General features: G+C 72.1%; 17 protein-coding genes. 12 read left to right on the plus strand and 5 right to left on the minus strand.

Annotated features, from left to right (window positions below; translation table 11 throughout):
* Window positions 1–1,936: TPM domain-containing protein (locus D9R02_RS02570; protein ID WP_147435322.1), on the minus strand; the 1,936-nt coding region annotated here is incomplete at its 3' end.
* 251 nt (window positions 1,937–2,187) lie between these two features.
* Here D9R02_RS02570 and D9R02_RS02575 point away from each other — a divergent pair.
* Complete coding sequence (locus tag D9R02_RS02575; RefSeq protein ID WP_039101765.1) at window positions 2,188–3,774, plus strand: S1C family serine protease; 1,587 nt, start codon at window positions 2,188–2,190, stop codon at window positions 3,772–3,774.
* Window positions 3,775–3,902: 128 nt separating this feature from the next.
* On the opposite strand, the gene D9R02_RS02580 is transcribed toward D9R02_RS02575, so the two are convergent.
* The gene (locus D9R02_RS02580; protein WP_039101766.1) at window positions 3,903–4,367 is read right to left on the minus strand and encodes a tRNA (cytidine(34)-2'-O)-methyltransferase; all 465 of its coding nucleotides are present in this window, start codon (window positions 4,365–4,367) and stop codon (window positions 3,903–3,905) included.
* 105 nt (window positions 4,368–4,472) lie between these two features.
* Between D9R02_RS02580 and D9R02_RS02585 the strand changes: the two genes are divergently transcribed.
* From D9R02_RS02585 to secA, 10 genes are all read left to right on the plus strand, one after another.
* Complete coding sequence (locus D9R02_RS02585) at window positions 4,473–5,705, plus strand: cysteine desulfurase family protein (RefSeq protein WP_039101767.1); 1,233 nt, start codon at window positions 4,473–4,475, stop codon at window positions 5,703–5,705.
* An 84-nt stretch (window positions 5,706–5,789) separates the two neighbouring features.
* Entirely contained in the window at window positions 5,790–6,944 is a 1,155-nt protein-coding gene (gene mnmA / locus D9R02_RS02590) for a tRNA 2-thiouridine(34) synthase MnmA (RefSeq protein ID WP_102613150.1), read from the plus strand.
* A 145-nt stretch (window positions 6,945–7,089) separates the two neighbouring features.
* The gene (locus D9R02_RS02595) at window positions 7,090–7,470 is read left to right on the plus strand and encodes a chorismate mutase (protein ID WP_102613254.1); all 381 of its coding nucleotides are present in this window, start codon (window positions 7,090–7,092) and stop codon (window positions 7,468–7,470) included.
* Window positions 7,467–8,483, plus strand: a complete 1,017-nt coding sequence (locus D9R02_RS02600) for a hypothetical protein (RefSeq protein ID WP_121566273.1) — start codon at window positions 7,467–7,469, stop codon at window positions 8,481–8,483. Before D9R02_RS02595 ends, D9R02_RS02600 begins: the two co-directional genes overlap by 4 nt.
* Before the next feature lie 87 nt (window positions 8,484–8,570).
* Window positions 8,571–9,257 carry an MtrAB system response regulator MtrA gene (mtrA, locus tag D9R02_RS02605; RefSeq protein WP_039101770.1) on the plus strand — a complete coding sequence of 229 codons (687 nt, stop codon included), beginning with the start codon at window positions 8,571–8,573 and terminating at the stop codon, window positions 9,255–9,257.
* A complete protein-coding gene (gene mtrB / locus D9R02_RS02610) occupies window positions 9,254–11,149 on the plus strand; it encodes an MtrAB system histidine kinase MtrB (protein WP_121566274.1) in 1,896 nt (631 codons plus the stop codon). The genes mtrA and mtrB overlap by 4 nt, the downstream gene beginning before the upstream one ends.
* The gene (locus D9R02_RS02615; protein WP_235586663.1) at window positions 11,146–12,888 is read left to right on the plus strand and encodes an LpqB family beta-propeller domain-containing protein; all 1,743 of its coding nucleotides are present in this window, start codon (window positions 11,146–11,148) and stop codon (window positions 12,886–12,888) included. Before mtrB ends, D9R02_RS02615 begins: the two co-directional genes overlap by 4 nt.
* Window positions 12,889–13,353: 465 nt before the next feature.
* Window positions 13,354–14,070, plus strand: coding sequence for a ComF family protein (locus D9R02_RS02620; protein WP_070636721.1), 717 nt, complete (start codon window positions 13,354–13,356; stop codon window positions 14,068–14,070).
* 94 nt (window positions 14,071–14,164) lie between these two features.
* Window positions 14,165–14,866 (plus strand): ribosome hibernation-promoting factor, HPF/YfiA family, encoded by a 702-nt coding sequence (hpf, locus tag D9R02_RS02625; protein WP_121566275.1) that lies wholly within the window; start codon window positions 14,165–14,167, stop codon window positions 14,864–14,866.
* A gap of 173 nt (window positions 14,867–15,039) precedes the next feature.
* A complete protein-coding gene (secA, locus tag D9R02_RS02630; RefSeq protein ID WP_121566276.1) occupies window positions 15,040–17,844 on the plus strand; it encodes a preprotein translocase subunit SecA in 2,805 nt (934 codons plus the stop codon).
* Between the two features lie 21 nt (window positions 17,845–17,865).
* Here the strand turns inward: secA and D9R02_RS02635 are convergent, their stop codons facing one another.
* Together D9R02_RS02635 and D9R02_RS02640 are read right to left on the minus strand one after the other, a co-directional pair.
* Window positions 17,866–18,315 carry an Rv3235 family protein gene (locus D9R02_RS02635; protein ID WP_121566277.1) on the minus strand — a complete coding sequence of 150 codons (450 nt, stop codon included), beginning with the start codon at window positions 18,313–18,315 and terminating at the stop codon, window positions 17,866–17,868.
* A gap of 146 nt (window positions 18,316–18,461) precedes the next feature.
* Window positions 18,462–19,310: a LysM peptidoglycan-binding domain-containing protein gene (locus D9R02_RS02640; protein ID WP_135009884.1), complete on the minus strand. Its 849-nt coding sequence runs from the start codon at window positions 19,308–19,310 to the stop codon at window positions 18,462–18,464.
* A gap of 269 nt (window positions 19,311–19,579) precedes the next feature.
* Between D9R02_RS02640 and D9R02_RS02645 the strand changes: the two genes are divergently transcribed.
* Window positions 19,580–20,146, plus strand: coding sequence for a hypothetical protein (locus D9R02_RS02645; protein ID WP_121566278.1), 567 nt, complete (start codon window positions 19,580–19,582; stop codon window positions 20,144–20,146).
* 5 nt (window positions 20,147–20,151) lie between these two features.
* On the opposite strand, the gene D9R02_RS02650 is transcribed toward D9R02_RS02645, so the two are convergent.
* The gene (locus D9R02_RS02650) at window positions 20,152–20,367 is read right to left on the minus strand and encodes a helix-turn-helix domain-containing protein (protein WP_019309417.1); all 216 of its coding nucleotides are present in this window, start codon (window positions 20,365–20,367) and stop codon (window positions 20,152–20,154) included.
* Window positions 20,368–20,539: the final 172 nt, after the last annotated feature.

The raw sequence follows: 20,539 nt of genomic DNA on the forward strand, positions 1-20,539 counted from the left end.
CCCCCCCGCCGTTGAGGATGCCGCCCAGCAGGATCCCGCCGAGCATTGCACCGCCCACGCCGTTGCTGCGGCGCCCGTAGCCGACTCCGCCGTACCCGGGGCCGCCGTAGCCCATGGGGGAGGTGAACTGGTCCACGTCCTGCTGCGCCGCGCGCTGGGCGGCGTCGGCCAGACGGATGGACTGGTTGGCCTCGTTGAGGGCCCGTTCGGGATCGGAGTTCTGCAGCTCGTGGGCGATCTCGAGGTGGCGCTCGGCCTCCGCGAGCTCGGTGCGGGCCCGCGCTCCCACCCCACCGCGGCGCGCCCACACGTAGTCGGACGCGGTGGTCAGGCTGGCCTGGGCGCTCACCAGGGCGTGGGAGAGCGTCTCCCGTGCGGAGCGGGCGCGGTCGTTCGCGGAGCGGACGTCCTGCAGTCCCTTGTCCAGCTCCGCCTTGGCCTGCGCGAGCCGGCGGGTGGAGCCGATCGGGTCGTAGCGGCCCGTGGCCATCTGCTGTGTGACCGTCTCCAGCACGGAGCGCACGCCGGCGGCGGCGCCCGCAAGCTCGGGGCGGGAGCCCTGCCGCACGAGGCCCTCGGCCTCGGCGACGTCCCGCTGCGCGATGCTCACGGCGTCCTTGAGGGACTCCTCCGCGCGGGCGAGCTCCCGGCGGGCGTTGTCCACGGAGTCGACGAGCCGGGCGGCCTGCCCCTGCGCCTCCTCCGCCGCGCGGATGTCCAGCACGGCCTCGGAGATCTGCCCCGCGTCCAGGTGCTGCTGCGCCCGGGTGGTGGAAGCCTCGGCGAACTCGAGCCGCTCCCGCGCCTGCTCGCCGTTGTCGCGGACGGACGCGAGAGCGGCGTCGTCGTACTCGCCGTGCAGCGAGACGAGCTGGGCCTCGACGTCCCGCAGCCGCGGCGCCGTGGCGGCCACCGCGGAGCGGACGCGCTCGAGCGCCTCCGGGGCGCGCGTCTCCAGCTGGCGCAGCCCGGCGAAGTTCTGCTCCTGCTCGGCCAGGGGAGCGCGGGCCTGCCGCGTGCGCTCGATGATCTCCCCGAGCCACGCGCGCTGGTCCGCCTCGCTGTCCGGAATGTGGTCCTCGAGCTTCTGCTGCAGCTCGAACGAGGCGCGCATGTGCTCCTTGGCGCGGGCGAGCGCCTCCTCGAACGGGCGCGTCTGCTCGCTGCCGTACTGCAGCTGCGCGAACGCGAGCTCCTGCTCCGAGTGCTGGATGGCGTTGTCCGCCTCCACGAGCGCGGACCCGGCCTGCTTGTGCAGCTCGGGCAGCGGGACCAGCGGGCGCTGGGGTGCCGCGCCACCGCGTGGGCCCTCGCCCCCGGACGGTCCGCCGGGGCCCGGCTGCCCGCCCTGCGCACGACGCCGCCGCGAGCGCATCACGGTTGCGGCACCCACCCCGGCGGCCGCCACACCGCCCGCCAGCAGCAGGCCGGTCACGGCGCCGCCGGCGCCCGCCCCGCCGAGCTCCCGGTCGATCCCGTCCACGGCGCCCTGGGCGGCAGCGTCCCAGTCCCCGGTGCGCAGCGCGGGCGCGATGTGCTCGTCGTAGATCTTCTGCTGCTCGGACCGCGACAGCGGGCCGGAGGAGTTGGCCACGAAGCGCGCCTGCTTGGACTGCGTGGCCACGGCCAGGACGGCGTCGTTGGTCCCGAAGCCGTTGGTCCTCGCGAACTTCTGGACCCACTCACCGGGGTCCGTGGGATCCGTGAAGGTGTCCACGTACACCACGTAGAGGGTGATGCTGTGCTCGTTCGCCAGCTCCGAGATGTCGTTCTGCAGGCCCGAGGTGTCCCCGAGTGCGCCGCTGGTGTCCACCACGCGCTGGCCGGGATCCACCCGGGAGGGCGGCTCCGCGTGCGCGGCCGGGCCCGCCACCAGGCAGGCGCCCGTGAGCAGAGCGGCGGGAATCGTGCGGTGCCAGGCGGTGCGTGGTGTCATGACCCTCGTTCCGATTGGATGTCAGCCCGGTGGACGTGCGGCGCCCGGTGCGCCCGGGGAAGGTCCCGCCGTCCGGTTCACAGGATACGCGTCGGTGTCAGCGGGGTCACACGCCGGTGGTCCGGGACCCCTCGGCGTTGTCGTGGCACCTTCGCGGAGGACGTCCAGCGCCGCCCCAGTCGGACCGGGCATACTGGTGGTCCGCAACCTGTCGGGCCGGTCACCGGTACCCCGCTCTACGAGGAGAGAACATGGCTGATTCCCACGATCCGCGCACCGGAGGCGATCCCCAGGGACCGGTGCCCCCGTACGGCCAGTACGGCGCGGGCCAGCAGGGCGGTGCCACGAACCCCCAGGACGGTTCGGGGTGGCAGTCCCAGGAGACCCGGCCGATCCCGCCCGCCGGGGCAGAGGGCTCCCCCCAGTACGGCGGCGCCTCGTACGGCGACGCGCCCGCCGACGGCCACTACGGGAGCGGACCGTACGACGGCGCGGGGTACAGCGGCGCAGCGTACAGCGGCGGGGGGTACGACGACGGCTCCGGGGCCGGCTACCCGCCCGCGGCAGGGGGGCCGGGATGGGACGGGCAGGAAGGCGGTGCCTATCCCGCCCAGGACGGGGCGGCGGCACCGAAGCGGAAGTTCTCCGGAGGGACCATGATCGCCGGGATGGCCCTCGCCGGGCTGCTCGGTGCGGGTGTGGCGGTCGGTGCCGGTGCGGTGGGGGACAACAACGCCACCGGCGGCACCAGCAGCTCGCCCGTGATCGTCAACGACACCGAGTCCGTCAACGAGATCACCGCCGCCACCCAGAAGGCCTCCCCGTCCGTGGTCACGATCTCCGCGGCGTCCGGCAACGAGGCCGGCACGGGCTCGGGCGTGCTGCTGGACGACCAGGGCCACGTGCTGACCAACACCCACGTGGTCACCCTGGACGGTGCCGCCTCGGACGCCAAGATCGAGGTGCAGGCCGCTGACGGCTCCGTGCGCAAGGCCACCGTGGTGGGCACCGACCCCGAGTCCGACCTCGCGGTCATCAAGATCGACCCCAGCGGTCTGACCCCCGCGGTGCTCGGGGACTCGGACAAGCTCAACGTGGGAGACGCCGCGATCGCCATCGGTGCGCCGCTGGGACTGAGCGGGACCGTCACGGACGGCATCGTCTCCACGCTCAACCGAACCATCGCCGTGGCGTCCTCGGCCGCCGAGGACACCCCGGACGACTCCCAGCAGAGCCCGGGCGGTCCGCAGGACTTCTTCTTCAACTTCCCGGACAACGGGCAGTCCGGCTCGCAGTCCGCCAAGTCCAGCGTGTACCTGAACGTGATCCAGACGGACGCGGCCATCAACCCCGGCAACTCCGGTGGCGCGCTCGTGAACTCCGCCGGTGAGGTGATCGGCATCAACGTGGCGATCGCCTCCGCGGGAGGTTCCTCGGGCGAGTCATCGGCGTCCGGCAACATCGGCGTGGGCTTCTCGATCCCGTCCAACACCGCCAAGCGCGTGGCGGACGAGATCATCAAGGACGGCAAGGCCACGCACGGCTACCTGGGCGCCTCGGTCTCCCCGTACGTGCCCTCCGGCAGCTCCTCGGACCAGTTCTCCTCCGGCGCCAAGGTGCGCTCGGTGGAGTCCGGATCTCCCGCCGCGGACGCTGGGCTGAAGCCCGACGACGTGATCACGTCCTTCAACGGCAAGCCGATCACGGACGCGGACGCCCTCACGGCAGGGGTGCGCGAGCTCGCCGCGGGCTCGGAGGCCGAGGTCGTCTTCAAGCGCGGCAACGACGAGCAGAAGGCCACCGTGACCGTGGGCAACGCCGCGGACCAGAAGAAGTAGCCGCGTCCCTGCGGTGACGGGCCGGCAGCCACCGGTCCGTCACCGCAGGGGCCGCGTCACATCAGGTGCCACGCCAGGGACGGTGCGCGGCGGCAGGGAACGGGCCGGGCGGCGTCGTCCCCCGTGGATCACACCCCGTCCGGGAAGCCCAGCTGGCGCCACGCCTCGTAGAGGGCGATCGAGGCCGAGTTTGCGAGGTTCAGGGAGCGGCGCCCCGCCAGCATGGGGATCCGCACCCGCTCGTGGACGCGCTCGTCCGCGAGCACCTCGTTCGGCAGTCCCGTGGACTCGCGTCCGAACAGCAGGACGTCCCCGTCCCGGTAGGCCACGTCCGTGTGGCGCGTGCTCGAGTGGGACGTGAACGCGAAGACCCGCGCGTCGCCGAGGGCGTCCCACAGTGCCTCGACCGTGGGGTGGACGTCCATCACCGCGAGGTCGTGGTAGTCCAGGCCCGCGCGGCGCAGGTTGGCGTGGTCGAAGTTGAAGCCGAGCGGCTCCACGAGGTGCAGACGGGCACCCGTGCACGCGGCGAGCCGGATGGCGTTGCCGGTGTTGCCGGGGATCTCGGGGGTGTGGAAGACGAAGTGGAGCATGGCTGCGAGTCTAGGCCCCGTCTGCGCCCCGCACGCGGCGGTCCCGGCCCCCTGGGGATGCCTGACCGGCCGTGCGCGGCGCGGCGCCGGTCGTAGGATGGGCCCATGCCCACGCCCCGCGTCTACATGGACCACGCCGCCACCACGGACATGCTGCCGGAGGCCGTGGAGGCCTACCTGGAGCAGGCCAGGCGGGGCGGCAACCCCGCGTCCCTGCACTCCGGCGGGCGGTCCGCGCGCATGGCGCTGGAGACGGGGCGGGACGCCGTCGCGGCCGCCATGAACGCGGAACCGGTGGAGATCATCCTCACCTCCGGGGGCACCGAGGCGGACAACATGGCGGTGCTCGGCCTGTTCCGCGCCGCCCGTGAGGCGGACCCACGACGCACCGTGATCGTCCTGTCCGCCGTGGAGCACCACGCCGTGTCCGAGGCCGCGGAGTGGCTCGCGGCGCACGAGGGCGCGGAGCTGGTCTGGCTCGACGTCGACGCCACGGGACGTGTGGACCCCGGGCAGCTCGAACGGCTGCTGGCCGAGCGCGCGGCGGAGGTTGCGCTGGTCACCGTGATGTGGGCCAACAACGAGGTGGGGACGGTGCAGCCGGTGGCCGAGCTGGCCGCCCTGTGCGACGCCGCCGGGGTGCCCTTCCACGTGGACGCGGTCCAGGCGTTCTGCGCCGTTCCCGTGGACGCCCACCTGCCCGGGATCAGCACGCTCGCGGTCTCCGCGCACAAGCTCGGCGGGCCCATGGGGGTGGGCGCCCTCTACGCGCCGCGCACCGTGCGTCTCGCCGCCACGAGCTTCGGCGGCGGACAGGAGCGCAGCGTCCGCTCGGGCACCGTCAACGCCGCCGGCGCGGCGGCCTTCGGCGCGGCCGTGGAGGCCGCGCAGCGCGGGTTCCGGGACGAGTTCCTGCGCCGGGCCACCCTGCGCGACGCCCTCGTGGCGGGCATCCGGGAACGCGTCCCCGAGGCGGTGCTGCGCGGACCAGAGCCCGGCAGCCCGGCCGAGGAGTGGGAGCACCCCACCCGGCTGCCCGGCAACGCACACGTCACGTTCCCCGGGTGCGAGGGCGACTCCATGCTGTTCCTGTTCGACGCCGCCGGGGTGGCCCTGTCCACCGGCTCGGCGTGCAGCGCCGGGGTGCCCCGGGCCTCGCACGTGCTGCTCGCCATGGGCGTGGACGAGCAGACCGCCCGCGGGGCGCAGCGCTTCTCCCTGGGCCACTCCAGCACGTCGCAGGACGTGGACACCGTCCTCGACGCCCTCGTGGACGTCCACGCCCGGGCCCGCGCGGCAGGGCTGTCCGGACACGTGCCGGCGTCCTTCACGTCCTGAGCCGCTGCGCCGCGGGGAATAGCCGCCCCGGGGTGCGGGTTGTTAAGGCGTCTCGTCCAACCACAACCTTCCGAAGGGGACCCCGTGCGCGTTCTGGCAGCAATGAGTGGCGGTGTGGACTCCGCGGTGGCCGCGGCCCGTGCGGTGGACGCCGGGCACGACGTCACGGGTGTGCACCTCGCCCTGTCCCGGACCCCGGGCACGCTGCGCACGGGCGCTCGCGGCTGCTGCACCATCGAGGACTCCCGGGACGCGTGGCGCGCGGCGGAGAAGCTCGGCATCCCGTACTACGTGTGGGACTTCTCCGAGCGCTTCCAGGCGGACGTCGTGGACGACTTCGTGGCCGAGTACGCCGCCGGACGCACCCCCAACCCGTGCATGCGCTGCAACGAGAAGATCAAGTTCGCGGCACTGCTGGAGAAGGCCCTGGCGCTCGGCTTCGACGCCGTGTGCACCGGCCACTACGCGAAGGTCGTGGAGGACGCGGACGGCCACAAGGAGCTGCACCGCGCCGCGGACTGGGCCAAGGACCAGTCCTACGTGCTGGGCGTGCTCACCGCCGAGCAGCTCGAGCACGCGATCTTCCCCCTCGCCGAGACCCCCTCCAAGGCGCAGGTGCGCGCGGAGGCGGAGGAGCGCGGGCTGTCCGTGGCCACGAAGCCCGACTCCCACGACATCTGCTTCATCCCGGACGGGGACACCCGCGGCTGGCTCGCGGAGCACATGGATCTGGACCCCGGGCGGATCGTGGACACCGAGGGCAACGAGCTCGGGGAGCACCGGGGTGCGCAGGCCTACACCGTGGGTCAGCGCCGCGGCCTGCACATCGGCCGCCCGGCTCCGGACGGCAAGCCGCGGTTCGTGCTGGAGATCCGCCCCAAGGCCAACGAGGTGGTGGTGGGTCCCGAGCAGCTGCTCGCGATCGACGTCATGGAGGGCATCCGTCCCTCCTGGGCCGGGCTGCCCCCGCGGGAGGTCGCGGCACTCGGCGACGACCCCGAGGCCCGTTCCGAGGAGTTCGAGGTGACCGTGCAGGTCCGCGCCCACGGGGATCCCGCACCGGCCCGCGCGTGGCTCACGCGTTCCGAGGGAACCCCGCGGCTGCACGTCCGTCTGGACACGGCCCAGCGCGGTGTGGCCCCGGGTCAGACCATGGTGCTCTACCAGGGCACCCGCGTGCTCGGCCAGGCCACGATCGACGCCGCGTTCGCGGACCGCGCCCACCACGCGTCCGTCTGAGCGGAGTCCGTTCACCGCCGGCGGGGCGGTCACGACGACGCCGCGGGGCTGTGTGCCAGGGCTCGCCCGCCCTCCGGGGCGGGTGCCGGGTGCCCAGCGAAGAGCGCGCGGGGTCGGGTCCGCGACCCCGTTTAGAGTGGTGGTCATGAGTTCCGCGACCGATCCCGCAGACCACGCACCCCTCGATCCCGCCGCGGGCGGGGCGGGGCTCGGTGACACCGCGTCCGCCCGGCAGCGGCTGGACGCGATCCGGGGCACGATCGACAACATCGACGCCGCGCTGATCCACCTGCTCGCCGAGCGCTTCAAGGCCACCCAGCGGGTGGGCACGCTCAAGGCGGAGAACGACATGCCGCCCTCGGACCCGGAGCGGGAGAAGGCCCAGATCGAGCGGCTGCGCAGTCTGGCGGTGGCCGCCCACCTGGATCCCGAGTTCGCGGAGAAGTTCCTGAACTTCATCATCAGCGAGGTCATCCGCCACCACGAGGCCATCTCCGAGGACCACCAGCGCGGAACGGACGCATGAGCGGGTTCGCCACGGACGCCGTCACCGCCACCCTGACCCGGCCCCTGCGCGGCACGGACCTCGTGGAGACGTTCACGGTGCTGCGGGGCGAGCTCGGGGCCCCGCACCGCGCGGCCGTCCCTCTTCTACCGGACCGCGGGCCGCACGCGGAGCTCGCGGCGCGCACGTGCGCGATCCTGGAGTCCCTGCACGCGGACCGGCAGCCGCACGGCTGGCGCGTGACCGGCGTCGCCGGGGACGACTCCCGCCAGGCCCGCGGACTGCTCGCGAGCGACCTCAACGCGGTGGCCGACGTGCTCGGTGCGGAGTCCGGGGCGGACTCCGCACCCGTGGTGCTCACCCTCCTGGGGCCGGTGTCGCTCGCGGCCACCGTCCACGTGCGCAACGGTGAGAAGCTGCAGTCGGACCCCGGGGCGCGGCGCGACCTGACGGAGTCCTGGTGCGCGGGGATTGCTGGTCTGATGGCTGCGCTCCGGCGCAACACCGACGGCCGCGGCGCGGTGCTCGTGCTCTCGGAACCCGAGCTGGACAGGGTTCTGGAGGGCACCATCCCCACCGCGAGCGGCTACCGGACCCTGCGTGCCGTGCCCCGCCCGGAGGTCCGGGCCGCCCTGACCGCGGCGGTCGGCGCGTGCCGTGACGCTGGCGCCGCGTCGGTCGTGCTCGACGCCGGAGCGGCCGGCGTGCACTGGGCACCCCGCTGCGGTGCCGACACCGTGGTGGTGCCCCTTCCCTCGGGGAGCACGCGGGAGTGGGAACCTCTTGCGGCCCTGCGCGAGGCGGGTCTGCGGCTGTGCTTCGACTCCGCGGGGACCACCGAACCGGCACGAACCACCGTCGAACGGCTGCTCGGTCCGTGGCACGAGCTGGGCATGGAACCGGCGGCTCTGCTGGGAACCATCCTGGCGCCGTCGTCCCGGATCAGTGAACTGGCGCCCCCGCAGCTGCCCGACGCGCTGCGGCGGGTGACCGGGGCGTGCGGCGCGCTCACGGAGGCGTGCAACGAGGGTTGACCCCGCTCAGGCCGTAGAATCGGCACACAGGACGCGGGTCGTCGGCCGCGGCCGACCCCGGAGCAGGAACGAGGGCGAAGGCAGGCCATGAAGGCGAGAATTCTGGTGGTGGACGACGACGCCGCGCTGTCCGAGATGATCGGCATCATCCTGGCGTCGGAGGACTTCGAGCCGGTGTACTGCTACGACGGTTCGAGCGCCCGTGAGGTCTTCCGCTCGTCGGAGCCGGACCTGATCCTCCTCGACCTGATGCTCCCCGGAATGGACGGCATCCAGGTGTGCCAGCAGATCCGCGCGGAGTCGGACGTGCCCATCGTGATGCTCACCGCCAAGTCCGACACCGCGGACGTGGTGCGCGGGCTCGAGGCCGGCGCGGACGACTACGTCCCCAAACCCTTCAAGCCCGCCGAGCTCGTGGCGCGGGTCAAGGCGCGGCTGCGTCCCATGGACCGCGGGGCCACCCAGGAGATCACGCTCGGCGACATCGTCATCGACGTCACCGGCCACACCGTGACCCGGGGCGGGGAGGAGATCTCCCTGACGCCGCTGGAGTTCGACCTGCTCGCCACCCTCGCGCGCTCGCCGCACCAGGTCTTCAGCCGCGACGAGCTGCTGCGGGACGTGTGGGGTTACCCCCACGCGGCGGACAACCGGCTGGTCAACGTGCACGTGCAGCGGCTGCGCTCCAAGGTGGAGCGCGACCCCGAGAACCCCGAGGTGGTGCTCACGGTGCGCGGCATCGGGTACAAGGCCGGCGGGCACCCGCATAAATGACGGCGAGCGCAGCACCGCCGGCGTCGACCCCGGCACCGCGCCGCCGCCCCAAGAGGTTCCGCAGGATCCGCCTGGGGCGCCGCGTGCTGTTCCGCCGCTGGCGGCAGTCGTTGCAGTTCCGCGCCATCGCGATCGCCCTCACGCTGACCTCCGTGGCGTTCCTCGCCACGGGCAGCTTCCTCTCCCACCAGATTGCGGACCGGCTGTTCACGGACCGGCTGAACCAGGTGCTCGAGGAGGCGCGCACGGACATCAGCGTGGCCCAGGCGAGCTTCGACGCCTCGGACGCCTCGGACCGCACCGAGGTGCAGGCGCTGATCAACTCGACCATGGGGAGCCTGAGCCAGGACACGGACGCCGCCGACCACCGGTGGATCCTGATCCCCCTGGACCAGGGCTCGGGGCAGTCCTTCGTGGGGGTCCAGGCGGAGAGCTCCTGGATGACCTCGGCCACCGTTCCGCAGCAGCTGCAGCAGCGCGTGGCCAACGCGGACGGCACCTACTGGCAGCCGGCCTCGGCCCGGATGACGGAGAACGGTGCCGAGCAGCCCGTCATCGTGGTGGGGGACGTGGTGCAGCTGAACCAGAACTCGCGCTACGGGCTGTACTTCGTGTACGACTTCTCGGATCCGCAGGCCACGCTGGACTCGATCCACGCGGTGCTGCTGCTGTCCATGGTGGCGCTGCTGCTGCTCGTGGGCACCATCGTCTGGTACGTCACCCGTGAGGTGGTCCGCCCCGTGTCCAACACGGCACGCGTGTCCCAGCGGCTGTCGGAGGGCGACCTCGACGTGCGCATGCAGGTGCGGGGGACCAACGAGGTGGCGCAGCTGAGCCGCTCCTTCAACCGCATGGCGGACTCCATCCAGACCCAGATCACGCAGCTGGAGCAGCTGTCCTCGATGCAGCAGACCTTCGTCTCGGACGTCTCCCACGAGCTGCGCACGCCCCTGACCACCGTGAAGATGGCCGCGGAGGTGCTCTACAACGCCCGCGAGGACTTCGATCCCGTCAACCGCCGCTCCGCCGAGCTGCTGCACAACCAGGTGGACCGGTTCGACTCCATGCTCTCGGACCTGCTCGAGATCTCCCGCTTCGACGCCGGCGCCGCCCGCCTGGACATGGCCTCCACCGACATCTTCTCCGTCATCTACGACGTGGTGGAGGCCGCGGCCCCCATCGTGCTGCGGTCCGGCTCCGAGCTCACCGTGCGTTCCACCCTCACCCGGTGCGTGGTGCAGATGGACCAGCGCCGCATCGACCGGATCCTGCGCAACCTGGTGACCAACGCCCTGGAGCACGGAGAGAGCCGACCCGTGGACATCTACGTGGCCGCCAACGAGAACTGCGTGGCCGTCGCGGTGCGGGACCACGGCATCGGGATGACCGAGGAGCAGACCGCGAAGGTGTTCAACAGGTTCTGGCGCGGGGACCCCGCGCGGGCGCGCACCGTGGGCGGCACCGGTCTGGGGCTCGCGATCGCCACGGAGGACACCCGGCTGCACGGCGGCCGGCTGGAGGTGTGGGCCGAGCCCGACAACGGGGCGTGCTTCCGACTCACGCTGCCGCTGCTGCACACCCAGTCCCTGGACCCCGAGCTGGTCAACCCGCTGGACATGCCGCCCGCCGAGAGCTTCACCGAGTCCACCGCCCGGGTCACCGACACGGGATCGCTGCAGCTGACGGCTCCGCCCGTGCAGCCCGCCATGGAACCGGACACGGGACAGATGCTGATTGCGTTCCCGCCGGCACCGGGGGGCGGCTCCGGGGGCGAGCGGGCGACGCCGTCCGACGCCGGGAGCACGCAGGACGAGAACGGTGGCCGGACCGAGGACGTCCGGGGGAGCGGATCCACGGCGGCTGGCCGCAGCGAGGGGACGGAGAAACCATGAACCACGGGTGGACCACACCCCGGCGCCCGGACACCGTGGGCGGCACCACGCGCCGTCGACGATGCGCCGCAGCCGCCCTCGCGGTGGGGCTGTCGCTGACGCTGTCCGCGTGCGGGGCCATGCCCCGTTCCGGGCCCGTGCACAAGGTGGTGGAACCCACCGAGCAGTCCCAGCAAAGCGCCATGGCGTACAACCCGCAGGCCCCGCGGCCCGGTGCGTCCGCCCAGGAGGTCGTGGAGGGCTTCCTGGCGGCGGGCGTGGGGGCGCAGGACGACTACTCGGTGGCCCGCCAGTACCTCACGCCGCAGCTGGCGACCACGTGGAAGCCGGACGCCCGGGTGCTGATCCACTCGGGTGAGCCCACCACGGTGCCGCGGCTGAACGAGGGCGAGTTCCGCACCACGATCGAAGTGGGTGCCGTCCTGGACGCCGAGGGGGTGCGCACGGCTCAGCCCCGGGGGAGCACGCGCGTGCTGGACTTCGCGCTGACCTCGGTGGACGGTCAGTGGCGCATCTCCCAGGCCCCGGACGGCGTGATCATCCCGGACACGGACTTCGCGCAGATCTTCTCGCCCGTGGACCTGTACTTCTACTCGGCCAACGACAGCACCACCGTGGTCCCTGACCCGCGATGGTTCGCCAAGCGGCCCACGGCGTCCACGGCCGCGGTGCGCGCGCTGCTGAGCGGGCCCGCGTCCTACCTCGAGGGCTCTGTGTCCAGCGCGCTCCCGCAGAGCGCCACCCTGTCCAAGTCCTCGGTTCCCGTGTCCGGTGGGACCGCGGCGGTGGACCTCAGCATGTCCGGTTTCGATCCCGCGGACGTGGAGCAGGCCCGCCGGATGGACCAGCAGCTGCGCGCCACCCTGCAGTCCGTGCCGTCCGTGGAGGACGTGGACCTCACGGTCAACGACGCGCCCGTGGACACCTCCGGGCGTGCGGGGGCAGACTCCACGCGGTCCGTGACCGTGCCCAACCGCCAGGTCGGCGTCTCGGACAACCAGCTGGCGTTCTACCAGGGAGGACAGACGGAGCTCGTCCCCGGTCTCTCACTGCCGGACGGGGCCAAGGTCACCAAGCCGGGAATGGACACCGAGGCCTCGACCTTCGCGTTCGTGGACGCTGCGAGCGGCGCGATGTACACGGTGTCCTCCGGCGAGCAGGCGCAGCGTCGCTGGACGGGCACCGCGCTCACCCGCCCCAGCTTCGACCGGCAGGGCTGGGTCTGGGGATCCGACCGCTCCGGCACGGTCCACGCCGCGCCGGCAGCCGCCGAAGGCTCCGGGCGCACCGTCGGAGCAGACTGGTTGAAGGACCAGCACGTCGCGTCACTGCGCATCTCCAGGGAGGGCAACCGCGCCCTGGTGGTCACCACGGACGAGTCCGCCCAGCGCTCCACGCTGTGGATCTCGGGCGTGGTGCGTGATGACTCCGGCCGGCCGGTGGAGCTGGAGAAAGGCAACGCCGTAGCTGCGGACGTGGACGTGAACACGGCGCAGTGGATCGGCTCGGACGAGTTCGTGACCACGGCGCTGAACCAGGACAGCAACGCCCAGCCCCGCCGGTACTCGGTGTCGGGGACCTACGAGGACCTGCCCTCCCTCACCGGCGTCACGTCCATCACGGGCGGCAACGGACCTGCCGCCGTCTACGGCGCCTCGGACGGCAAGCTCTACATGCTGACCGGCAGCTCGTGGGCGCTGCAGAGCGAGGACGTCACGGACACCTCCTTCGCGGGGTGACCGCGCCGGGGCCCGGCGCACCACCGGCACCACCGTGCGCAGAGCACTGCCCAGTGCCGGTCAGGGCTGGTGGTTCCGGAATCCTCGGGCTGGACTGGACGGATGACAGCCGACCGCACTGGACCACCGCCGCGCTCTGCCGCGATCCCACTCCCGGCACCCGGGCTTCACCCCGGTTCCCCGAGCCGAGGGCAGTACCGGCCCCCGGGCACCGCCCCGGTGCGTGCTCCGCGTCCAGCGCCACCGCCGGACACCCGTGGTCTGCAGGGCACCACTGCCGCGCACGGCCACGGTCTTCCGCCGGTTCCTCTCCCGCTCCGCCACCCCGCGCCACCACGGCCGGCCGCCGAGGCCGCCCGGCCAGGCTCGTGGGGCGGGGCCGTCACACCGCAGTGGTTCACCGCCGGCACCCGGGCGCGCTGGGACCGCGCGGCCGCCCGCCTCGTCGACTGGTGTGCACAGGCCGTGGAACTGTTCCTCCCCGTCTCGTGCGCGGTGTGCGGGGAGCCCGGTCGTACGCTGTGCCGCCCGTGCCGTCTCGTGCTGCGCCGCTGCACCGCCGCCCCCGGGCAGGTCACCGCGCCGGAGGTGCTGCGGGACCAGGGAGTCAGCGTCTTCGCGGCAGGGGAGTACGAGCACGAGCTCGCGGCGTGCCTGCTGGCGTACAAGAACGGTGGTCGCACCGATCTGGCCCCCGTCCTCGGGGTCGTGCTCGGGGCTGTCCTCGCCGCCGCGGCGCGGGACGTGAGGGAGCACGGCCGCGGCCCGCTGCTGTGGGTGCCCGTCCCCACGAGCGCCCGCGCGCGTCGTCGTCGGTGGTTCGACCCCGTGGCCTGCCTGCTCGACGCCGCCGCGCTGCCTCCCGGAACTCGCGTGCACCACGCGCTGCGCCACAGGGGAGGCACGGTTCGCGGCGCGCGAGGTCCGCAGAAGGGCAGGGGGAGGAGGCAGCGGGCGCGGGCCGTGAGGGGGTCGATGCGCGCCCAGGACGTGCGGGGACGCACCTGCGTGGTCGTGGACGACGTCCTCACCACGGGAGCCACCATGGCAGAAGCCGTCCGGTGCCTCACCAGGGCCGGCGCTCACGTGCCCGCGGTGGTCACGATCGCCGGGGTGCGGGCCGGGCGTTCACCCCGGGAGAACTCCCAGACGTCGGACGCCGTTGTCCGTGAATTTCCCTGAGGTTTCATCTAGCGTTGGACCACGGGAAGCAATGAAGGTGTCCCGTGTGGGAGAGCAGCACGTCCCGCGCCATCCTCAAGATGTGGAGGGTCTCATGGAACTGAACATCCAGGGCCGCAACGTCACTTTGCCGGACCGATTCAAGGAGTACGCCGAGGAGAAGAGCGAGCGTTTTCAGCAGCTCGGCGACAAGGTCCAATCCATCGAGGTCAAAGTCACCAAGGACAACGGCGCCTCCGGCCACCAGGGCATGCGCGTGGAGATCACCGTGGTCGGCCGCGGACCGGTGCTGCGGGCGGAGGCCCGCAGCGACGACAAGTTCGCCGCGTTCGACGAGGCGTACGGCAAGCTCGTGGAGCAGCTGCGGCGCGCCCGGGACCGCCGGAAGATCCACCGCGCCGGGCACCAGAAGCCGGTCGCGGTGCACGAGGCCACGGGCTCGCTGCCCGTGGTGCCCTCCGGCTCCTTCGTGGGCTTCGCGAGCGAGCAGGAGCTCTCCGCGGCCGAGGACGAGGCCTTCAGCCCCGACTACCCGCTGAGCGACACCCCCACACCCGTGGAGATCCGCCGCAAGCGCTTCCCCGCCCACCAGATCACGGTGGACGAGGCCGTGGACCAGATGGAGCTGGTGGGCCACGACTTCTTCCTGTTCGTGGACAGGGAGACCCAGGAGCCATCCGCCGTCTACCGCCGCAAGGGCTGGGAGTACGGTGTGATCAGCCTGAGCCAGGACGGGCGGTCCGAGCAGGAGAAGGTCCGGGCCTACCAGTCCGAGACCTCCGCCGCGGATTCCTGAGCCACCCCTGACGCGCGCCCACGCGCGCACCATGTCACGAGCGGGCCCCGCGACCACGTCGCGGGGCCCGCTCCACTGTGAGGGACCGCTCGGAGTCCCTCACGTACACTGTTCGGCGGTGCACCCTCTGTTCTGCCCGGTGCCCACCAAAGATCTCTGAGGAGCGAACACACGTGGCGTCATTCCTGGAAACGGTTCTCCGCACGGGCGACAAGCGCGTCCTGAAGCGACTGAGGACGTACGCGGACGCCGTGAACAGCCTCGAGGACGGGTTCAAGGAACTCACGGACGCGGAGCTGCGGGCAGAGACGGACGCGTTCCGGGAACGCATCGCGGACGGCGAGTCGCTCGACCGGCTGCTGCCTGAGGCGTTCGCCGCTGTGCGCGAGGCGGCGTCCCGGACCCTGGGCCAGCGCCACTTCGACGTGCAGATCATGGGCGGTGCGGCACTGCACCTCGGCTACATCGCGGAGATGAAGACCGGTGAGGGCAAGACCCTGGTGGCCACGGCCCCGGCGTACCTCAACGCGCTCTCGGGCAAGGGCGTGCACGTGGTGACCGTCAACGACTACCTGGCCGAGTACCAGGCCAACCTCATGGGCCGCGTCTACCGTTTCCTGGGCCTGGAGACCGGGGTGATCCTGGGTGGTCAGGAACCCTCGGTGCGCCGCGAGCAGTACGCCGCGGACATCACCTACGGCACCAACAACGAGTTCGGCTTCGACTACCTGCGCGACAACATGGCGTGGACCAAGGACGAGCTCGTCCAGCGGGGCCACCACTTCGCGATCGTGGACGAGGTGGACTCCATCCTCATCGACGAGGCCCGCACCCCGCTCATCATCTCCGGCCCTGCCTCGGGGGAGGCCAACCGCTGGTACCGCGAGTTCGCGACCGTGGTGAAGACGCTCTCCCCGGAAACCGACTACGAGGTGGACGAGAAGAAGCGCACGGTGGGTGTGCTCGAACCGGGCATCGAGAAGGTCGAGGACTGGCTCGGCATCGACAACCTGTACGAGTCCCAGAACACCCCGCTGATCGGATTCCTCAACAACGCGATCAAGGCCAAGGAGCTGTTCCGCAACAACAAGGACTACATCGTCTCGGGCGGCGAGGTGAAGATCGTGGACGAGCACACGGGTCGCGTGCTCGCCGGGCGGCGCTACAACGAGGGTGTCCACCAGGCCATCGAGGCCAAGGAGGGCGTGGACATCAAGCCCGAGAACCAGACGATGGCAACCATCACCCTGCAGAACTACTTCCGCCTGTACGACAAGCTCTCCGGCATGACGGGCACCGCCCAGACCGAGGCCGCAGAGTTCATGAACACGTACGAGATCGGCGTGGTGGCCATCCCTCCGCACCGTGGCATCGCGCGCGAGGACAAGCGGGACGTGGTCTACAAGAACGAGGCCACCAAGTACGCGGCCGTGGTGCGCGACATCGAGGAGCGCCACGCGAAGGGTCAGCCCGTGCTCGTGGGCACGGCCTCGGTGGAGAAGTCCGAGTACCTCTCCCGGCTGCTCGCCAAGCGCGGTGTGCGCCACGAGGTGCTCAACGCCAAGAACCACGCCCGGGAGGCCGCGATCGTGGCCCAGGCCGGACGCAAGGGCGCGGTCACCGTGGCCACCAACATGGCGGGGCGCGGCACCGACATCATGCTCGGCGGCAACGCGGAGTTCAACGCCGTGGAGAAGATGGCGGAGCTGGGACTGGACCCGGAGCGGGACGCCGAGGAGTACGAGGCGCGGTGGCCCGAGGTGCTCGAGGCTTGCGAGGAAGCCACCCGGACCGAGCACGACGAGGTCCTGGAGGCCGGCGGGCTCTACGTCCTGGGCACGGAGCGTCACGAGTCCCGCCGCATCGACAACCAGCTGCGCGGGCGCTCGGGGCGTCAGGGCGATCCGGGGGAGTCCCGGTTCTACCTGTCGCTGTCCGACGACCTCATGCGCCTGTTCAACCCCGGTGCCGCCCAGCGGCTCATGGCGATCGCACCGGATGACGTCCCCGTCACGGGGCGGCTCATCACCTCCGGGATCGCGAACGCACAGAACCAGGTGGAGGGCCGCAACGCCGAGCAGCGCAAGAACGTGCTGAAGTACGACGACGTCCTCAACCGCCAGCGTGAGGTGGTCTACAAGGACCGCAGGCGGATCCTCATGGGAGACGACATCGAGGACCAGATCCGGCAGTTCACGGAGGAGGTCATCTCCTCCGTGATCGTGGAGCGCACCGGCAGGGGCCACCCCGAGGACTGGGACATGGACGGCCTCTGGGATGCACTGCGGGCCATCTACCCCGTGTCCCTGACCCCCGAGGAGGTCGCCGAGGAGGCGGGCGGGCTCCCGCGCCTGACCAGCGAGTTCCTGCAGGAGCAGATCCTCTCGGACGCCAGGGTGATGTACCAGGAGCGCGAGGAGGAACTCGGCTCCGAGGCCATGCGCAACCTGGAGCGCCGGGTGCTGCTGTCGGTCATCGGCCGGCGCTGGCCCGAGCACCTCTACGAGATGGACTACCTCAAGGAGGGCATCGGGCTGCGGGCCATGGCCCAGCGCGATCCCCTGGTGGAGTACCAGCGGGAGGGTCATGCGATGTTCCAGGACGTCATGGCCGCCATCCGCGAGCAGACGGTGGTGACTCTGTTCCACCTGGAGGTCCGCAAGCAGCGCACGGGAGCGGACGGTGGAGCCGTGGAGCTGAGCACCCCCCAGCGCCCGGCATTCCTGAAGTACACCGCCCCGGACGAGGACGGCACGCCCACGGCAGCCGTGGAGCGGGAAGGCTCCCCCGGCGTCGGTTCCTCGGACACCGTCGACTCGCAGGTCGACGCGGACGCCGCGGGCTCCACGGCGGCGCAGGGCGAGACTGCGTCCGCGGCCGTGTCGGAGGACTCCCAGGAGGTTGTCTCCAACCGGGCGCAGCGCCGCGGGAAGTCGGCGAGGAGCAGCTCCAAGGCCAGGCGCGGCAAGCGCCGCTGAGACCGGTACCGCAGTGGCGGGTCACCCCACCTCGAGGTGGGTGACCCGCCACTGCCGTGCCGAGCGCTCGATGCGCAGCGCCACGGCGCGAGCACGGGTGGACTCCTCCACCACGAGCGACGCCTCGTAGCAGCCGGGGGCCGGGCTGCAGACGCGGACCCGGCGGACGCGGGCGGCACGGTGCACCTCGAACAGGCCCCGCCGCTCGGGGCACTGCTCCTGCACGAGCTTCAGCATCGCGGCACGCTGGGTGAACCGCTCGACCACGTCGGGCTCGGTCCACCGGGACAACTGGGAAGCGGGCCGGGTTCCGGCCAGGATCTCCACTGCGGCCTGACCGATGCTGCGGGCGATCGCGCCCACGCGCTCGCTCTCGCTGCGTCCGGTGAGGGCGGCGGCCGAACGGTCCTGCCGCCACGCGTAGCCGCCCGGTGAGGTGCGGGGTGTCGGTGCGGGAACGGCGATGCTCATGGTGGGCTCCTTGGTGGATGGGGCAGTGCATTCGGTCGGGGGGTCGGAGTGCGCCGGCGGCCGGTCAGGAGTCTCGCGGGCGTCGGGGACGGAGCGGCGCGGCGCGCGGCGGCGCTGCCCGGACCGCGGGGCCGCGGGGTGGGCGGTCATCCGGGGACTCCCGCGCTTCCCAGCAGCTGCGGTGGCACCCGCAGCTGCTGGCCGGGTCGGATCAGGTCCCCGTTCGCTTCCAGGACGTTGAGCTCCGCCCAGGAGCCCAGGTGCCGGCACACGTCCTCGTCCGTGGCCCGCGCACCCAGCAGCTGCTCCGTGAGGTCCCACAGGGTGTCGCCTCGGACCACGGTGAGGGAGCCGTCGACCACCCGCTCCGGTGCGGGTGCGTGCGTCGGCAGGGGAGCGTGCGTCGTCGTGCGCGGGGCGTGCGGCGAGTGCGGAAACCCGGGTGAGCCGGGAGCCTCCGGGCGGGCACCGGGGCTGCCCGGCGCCGCGGTGGCCGACTCGGGCTGCGGGGCCGGGGGAACGGACGGATGCACCGCGGCGTCGCCCGGTGCTGGAACGATGTCGTCGGTCGGCGCGAGCTGCTCCGTGCCCGTGGTCGGTGGTCCCCAGAACGGATCCACGGGGGCGTCGGCGGCGTGGGCGGGGACCACCGTGACCAGCTGGGCTCCCACGAGGGCGGCGGTGGTGCGGGCGATGAGCGCGGGAGTGAGGCGCCGCGCCCAGCGCTCCGCGCCCCGCCACCGGAGCACGTGCGCCACCAGGGCCACCCCGGCCATGGCCAGACCACCGAGCCACCAGGCCGCCACCGCGAGGCAGGCCGCTGCTGCGGTGACGGCCAGGGAGAGTTCTTGCGCGTCGAGGGCCCCGGCGGCGCTCAGCTGCGCGCTCCAGCGCAGCCCCAGCACACCCGTGACGGTGGCCAGAACGGGGACGCCGGACCACAGAACAGCTGACCGGCGGGAGGTCGGGGAGGGGCTGGGAGAGGGTGATCCCATTTTTGGCTCCGAAAAGTGTTGTTTGATGTCATTTGACATGTCTAGATCATCCGGTGCCCGTGGCTGCGAGTCAATGACCCATGAATACGGATGCAACCCGGCCGGAGTGCGGCTGTGGTGCGACGTCAGGCCCCCGTAGTGTGTGGCGCGGTGACGGCGGAGCCTCGGGACCGGGGCGGCCGTGCACGTCGGGGACGCGCCGTCGGTGTGGCGCCGGTTCGCGAGAGCTCAAGGGCACGGCCCACGGCGGCCACGGGAAGGAGATCGGCATGCGGTGGGACGAGCTGTTCCACGATATAGAGTCGCAGCTGGAACGGGCCCGGATGAGTCAGGTGGAGCAGGAGGCCGTGGAGACGGCGCGCGCCGAGCTGGCCAGGCTCAGTCTGCTGGAGCGCCTGGCCGCGCACCGCGAGTCCACGGTGCGGCTGCGCCCGGCCCACGGGGAGACGCTCGAGGGCGAGCTCGTGGACGTCGGCGCGGGCTGGGCCGTGGTGCGCGAACGCCACCAGCAGCACCTGGTGCCGCTGCACTCGGTGGTGTGGTGGGAAGGGCTGCCGCGACGGTTCGAGGTGCTCCCGGAGCGGTCCACCGTCCGCCGGCTCGGCATGGGTCACGTGCTGCGGGCCCTGAGCACCGCTCGCGTGCACGTGCGGGTGGCCCTGCGGGAGCGGGGCGGGCAGGGCGACCTAGAGGGCACGGTGGACGCGGTGGGTCAGGACTTCTTCGACCTGGCCGTCCACCCCGAGGACCAGTTCCGCCGGCGGGCGGCGGTCACGGGTGTGCGGACCGTCCCGTTCCAGGCCGTGGCGCTGGTCTCGTCAGTGGACCCGGGCTGAGGTCTTCACTGCAGGGTGCCCTCACGCACGGCGTGCTGGGTGCGCTCGTACCCCTGCTGGATGTACTCCTCCAGCTTGGCCTTCTCCACGCGCCACTGGCCGCGACCGCCCACCTGGATGGCGGGCAGCTCTCCGGATCGCACCATGGCCCTGGCCTGCGGCACGGAGATGCACAGGATCTCGGCCACGTCCGCGAGAGTGAGGAATCGTTGTTGCGACATGGTCGTGCTTCACGTCCTTTGGAGTGAGATGGTGCGAAACGGGTCGGTTTCCGCTCTAAGTGTCCCACGAGATGAGAGCAGGAGCTGCTTGTCAACATGGGGAGCGGGGAATGGAGCCGTGGCCTCCTGTGTCCACATGACGCGCGTCACGCTACTGCCCAGCGCCCCCGCG

Origin of the sequence: Kocuria rhizophila, from assembly GCF_003667225.1 — a bacterium.
In the GTDB taxonomy this organism is placed as follows: Bacteria; Actinomycetota; Actinomycetes; order Actinomycetales; family Micrococcaceae; genus Kocuria; species Kocuria rhizophila.

Excerpts from the sequence above, each read along its gene's own strand:
- D9R02_RS02580 (WP_039101766.1), bottom strand. The coding sequence starts at position 4,367 with ATGCTCCACTTCGTCTTCCACACCCCCGAGATCCCCGGCAACACCGGC.
- D9R02_RS02585 (WP_039101767.1), top strand. The coding sequence starts at position 4,473 with ATGCCCACGCCCCGCGTCTACATGGACCACGCCGCCACCACGGACATG.
- D9R02_RS02645 (WP_121566278.1), top strand. The coding sequence starts at position 19,580 with ATGCGGTGGGACGAGCTGTTCCACGATATAGAGTCGCAGCTGGAACGG.
- mtrB (WP_121566274.1), top strand. The coding sequence starts at position 9,254 with ATGACGGCGAGCGCAGCACCGCCGGCGTCGACCCCGGCACCGCGCCGC.
- D9R02_RS02650 (WP_019309417.1), bottom strand. The coding sequence starts at position 20,367 with ATGTCGCAACAACGATTCCTCACTCTCGCGGACGTGGCCGAGATCCTG.
- D9R02_RS02635 (WP_121566277.1), bottom strand. The coding sequence starts at position 18,315 with ATGAGCATCGCCGTTCCCGCACCGACACCCCGCACCTCACCGGGCGGC.
- hpf (WP_121566275.1), top strand. The coding sequence starts at position 14,165 with ATGGAACTGAACATCCAGGGCCGCAACGTCACTTTGCCGGACCGATTC.
- D9R02_RS02615 (WP_235586663.1), top strand. The coding sequence starts at position 11,146 with ATGAACCACGGGTGGACCACACCCCGGCGCCCGGACACCGTGGGCGGC.
- D9R02_RS02640 (WP_135009884.1), bottom strand. The coding sequence starts at position 19,310 with ATGGGATCACCCTCTCCCAGCCCCTCCCCGACCTCCCGCCGGTCAGCT.
- D9R02_RS02600 (WP_121566273.1), top strand. The coding sequence starts at position 7,467 with ATGAGCGGGTTCGCCACGGACGCCGTCACCGCCACCCTGACCCGGCCC.
- D9R02_RS02595 (WP_102613254.1), top strand. The coding sequence starts at position 7,090 with ATGAGTTCCGCGACCGATCCCGCAGACCACGCACCCCTCGATCCCGCC.
- mtrA (WP_039101770.1), top strand. The coding sequence starts at position 8,571 with ATGAAGGCGAGAATTCTGGTGGTGGACGACGACGCCGCGCTGTCCGAG.
- D9R02_RS02575 (WP_039101765.1), top strand. The coding sequence starts at position 2,188 with ATGGCTGATTCCCACGATCCGCGCACCGGAGGCGATCCCCAGGGACCG.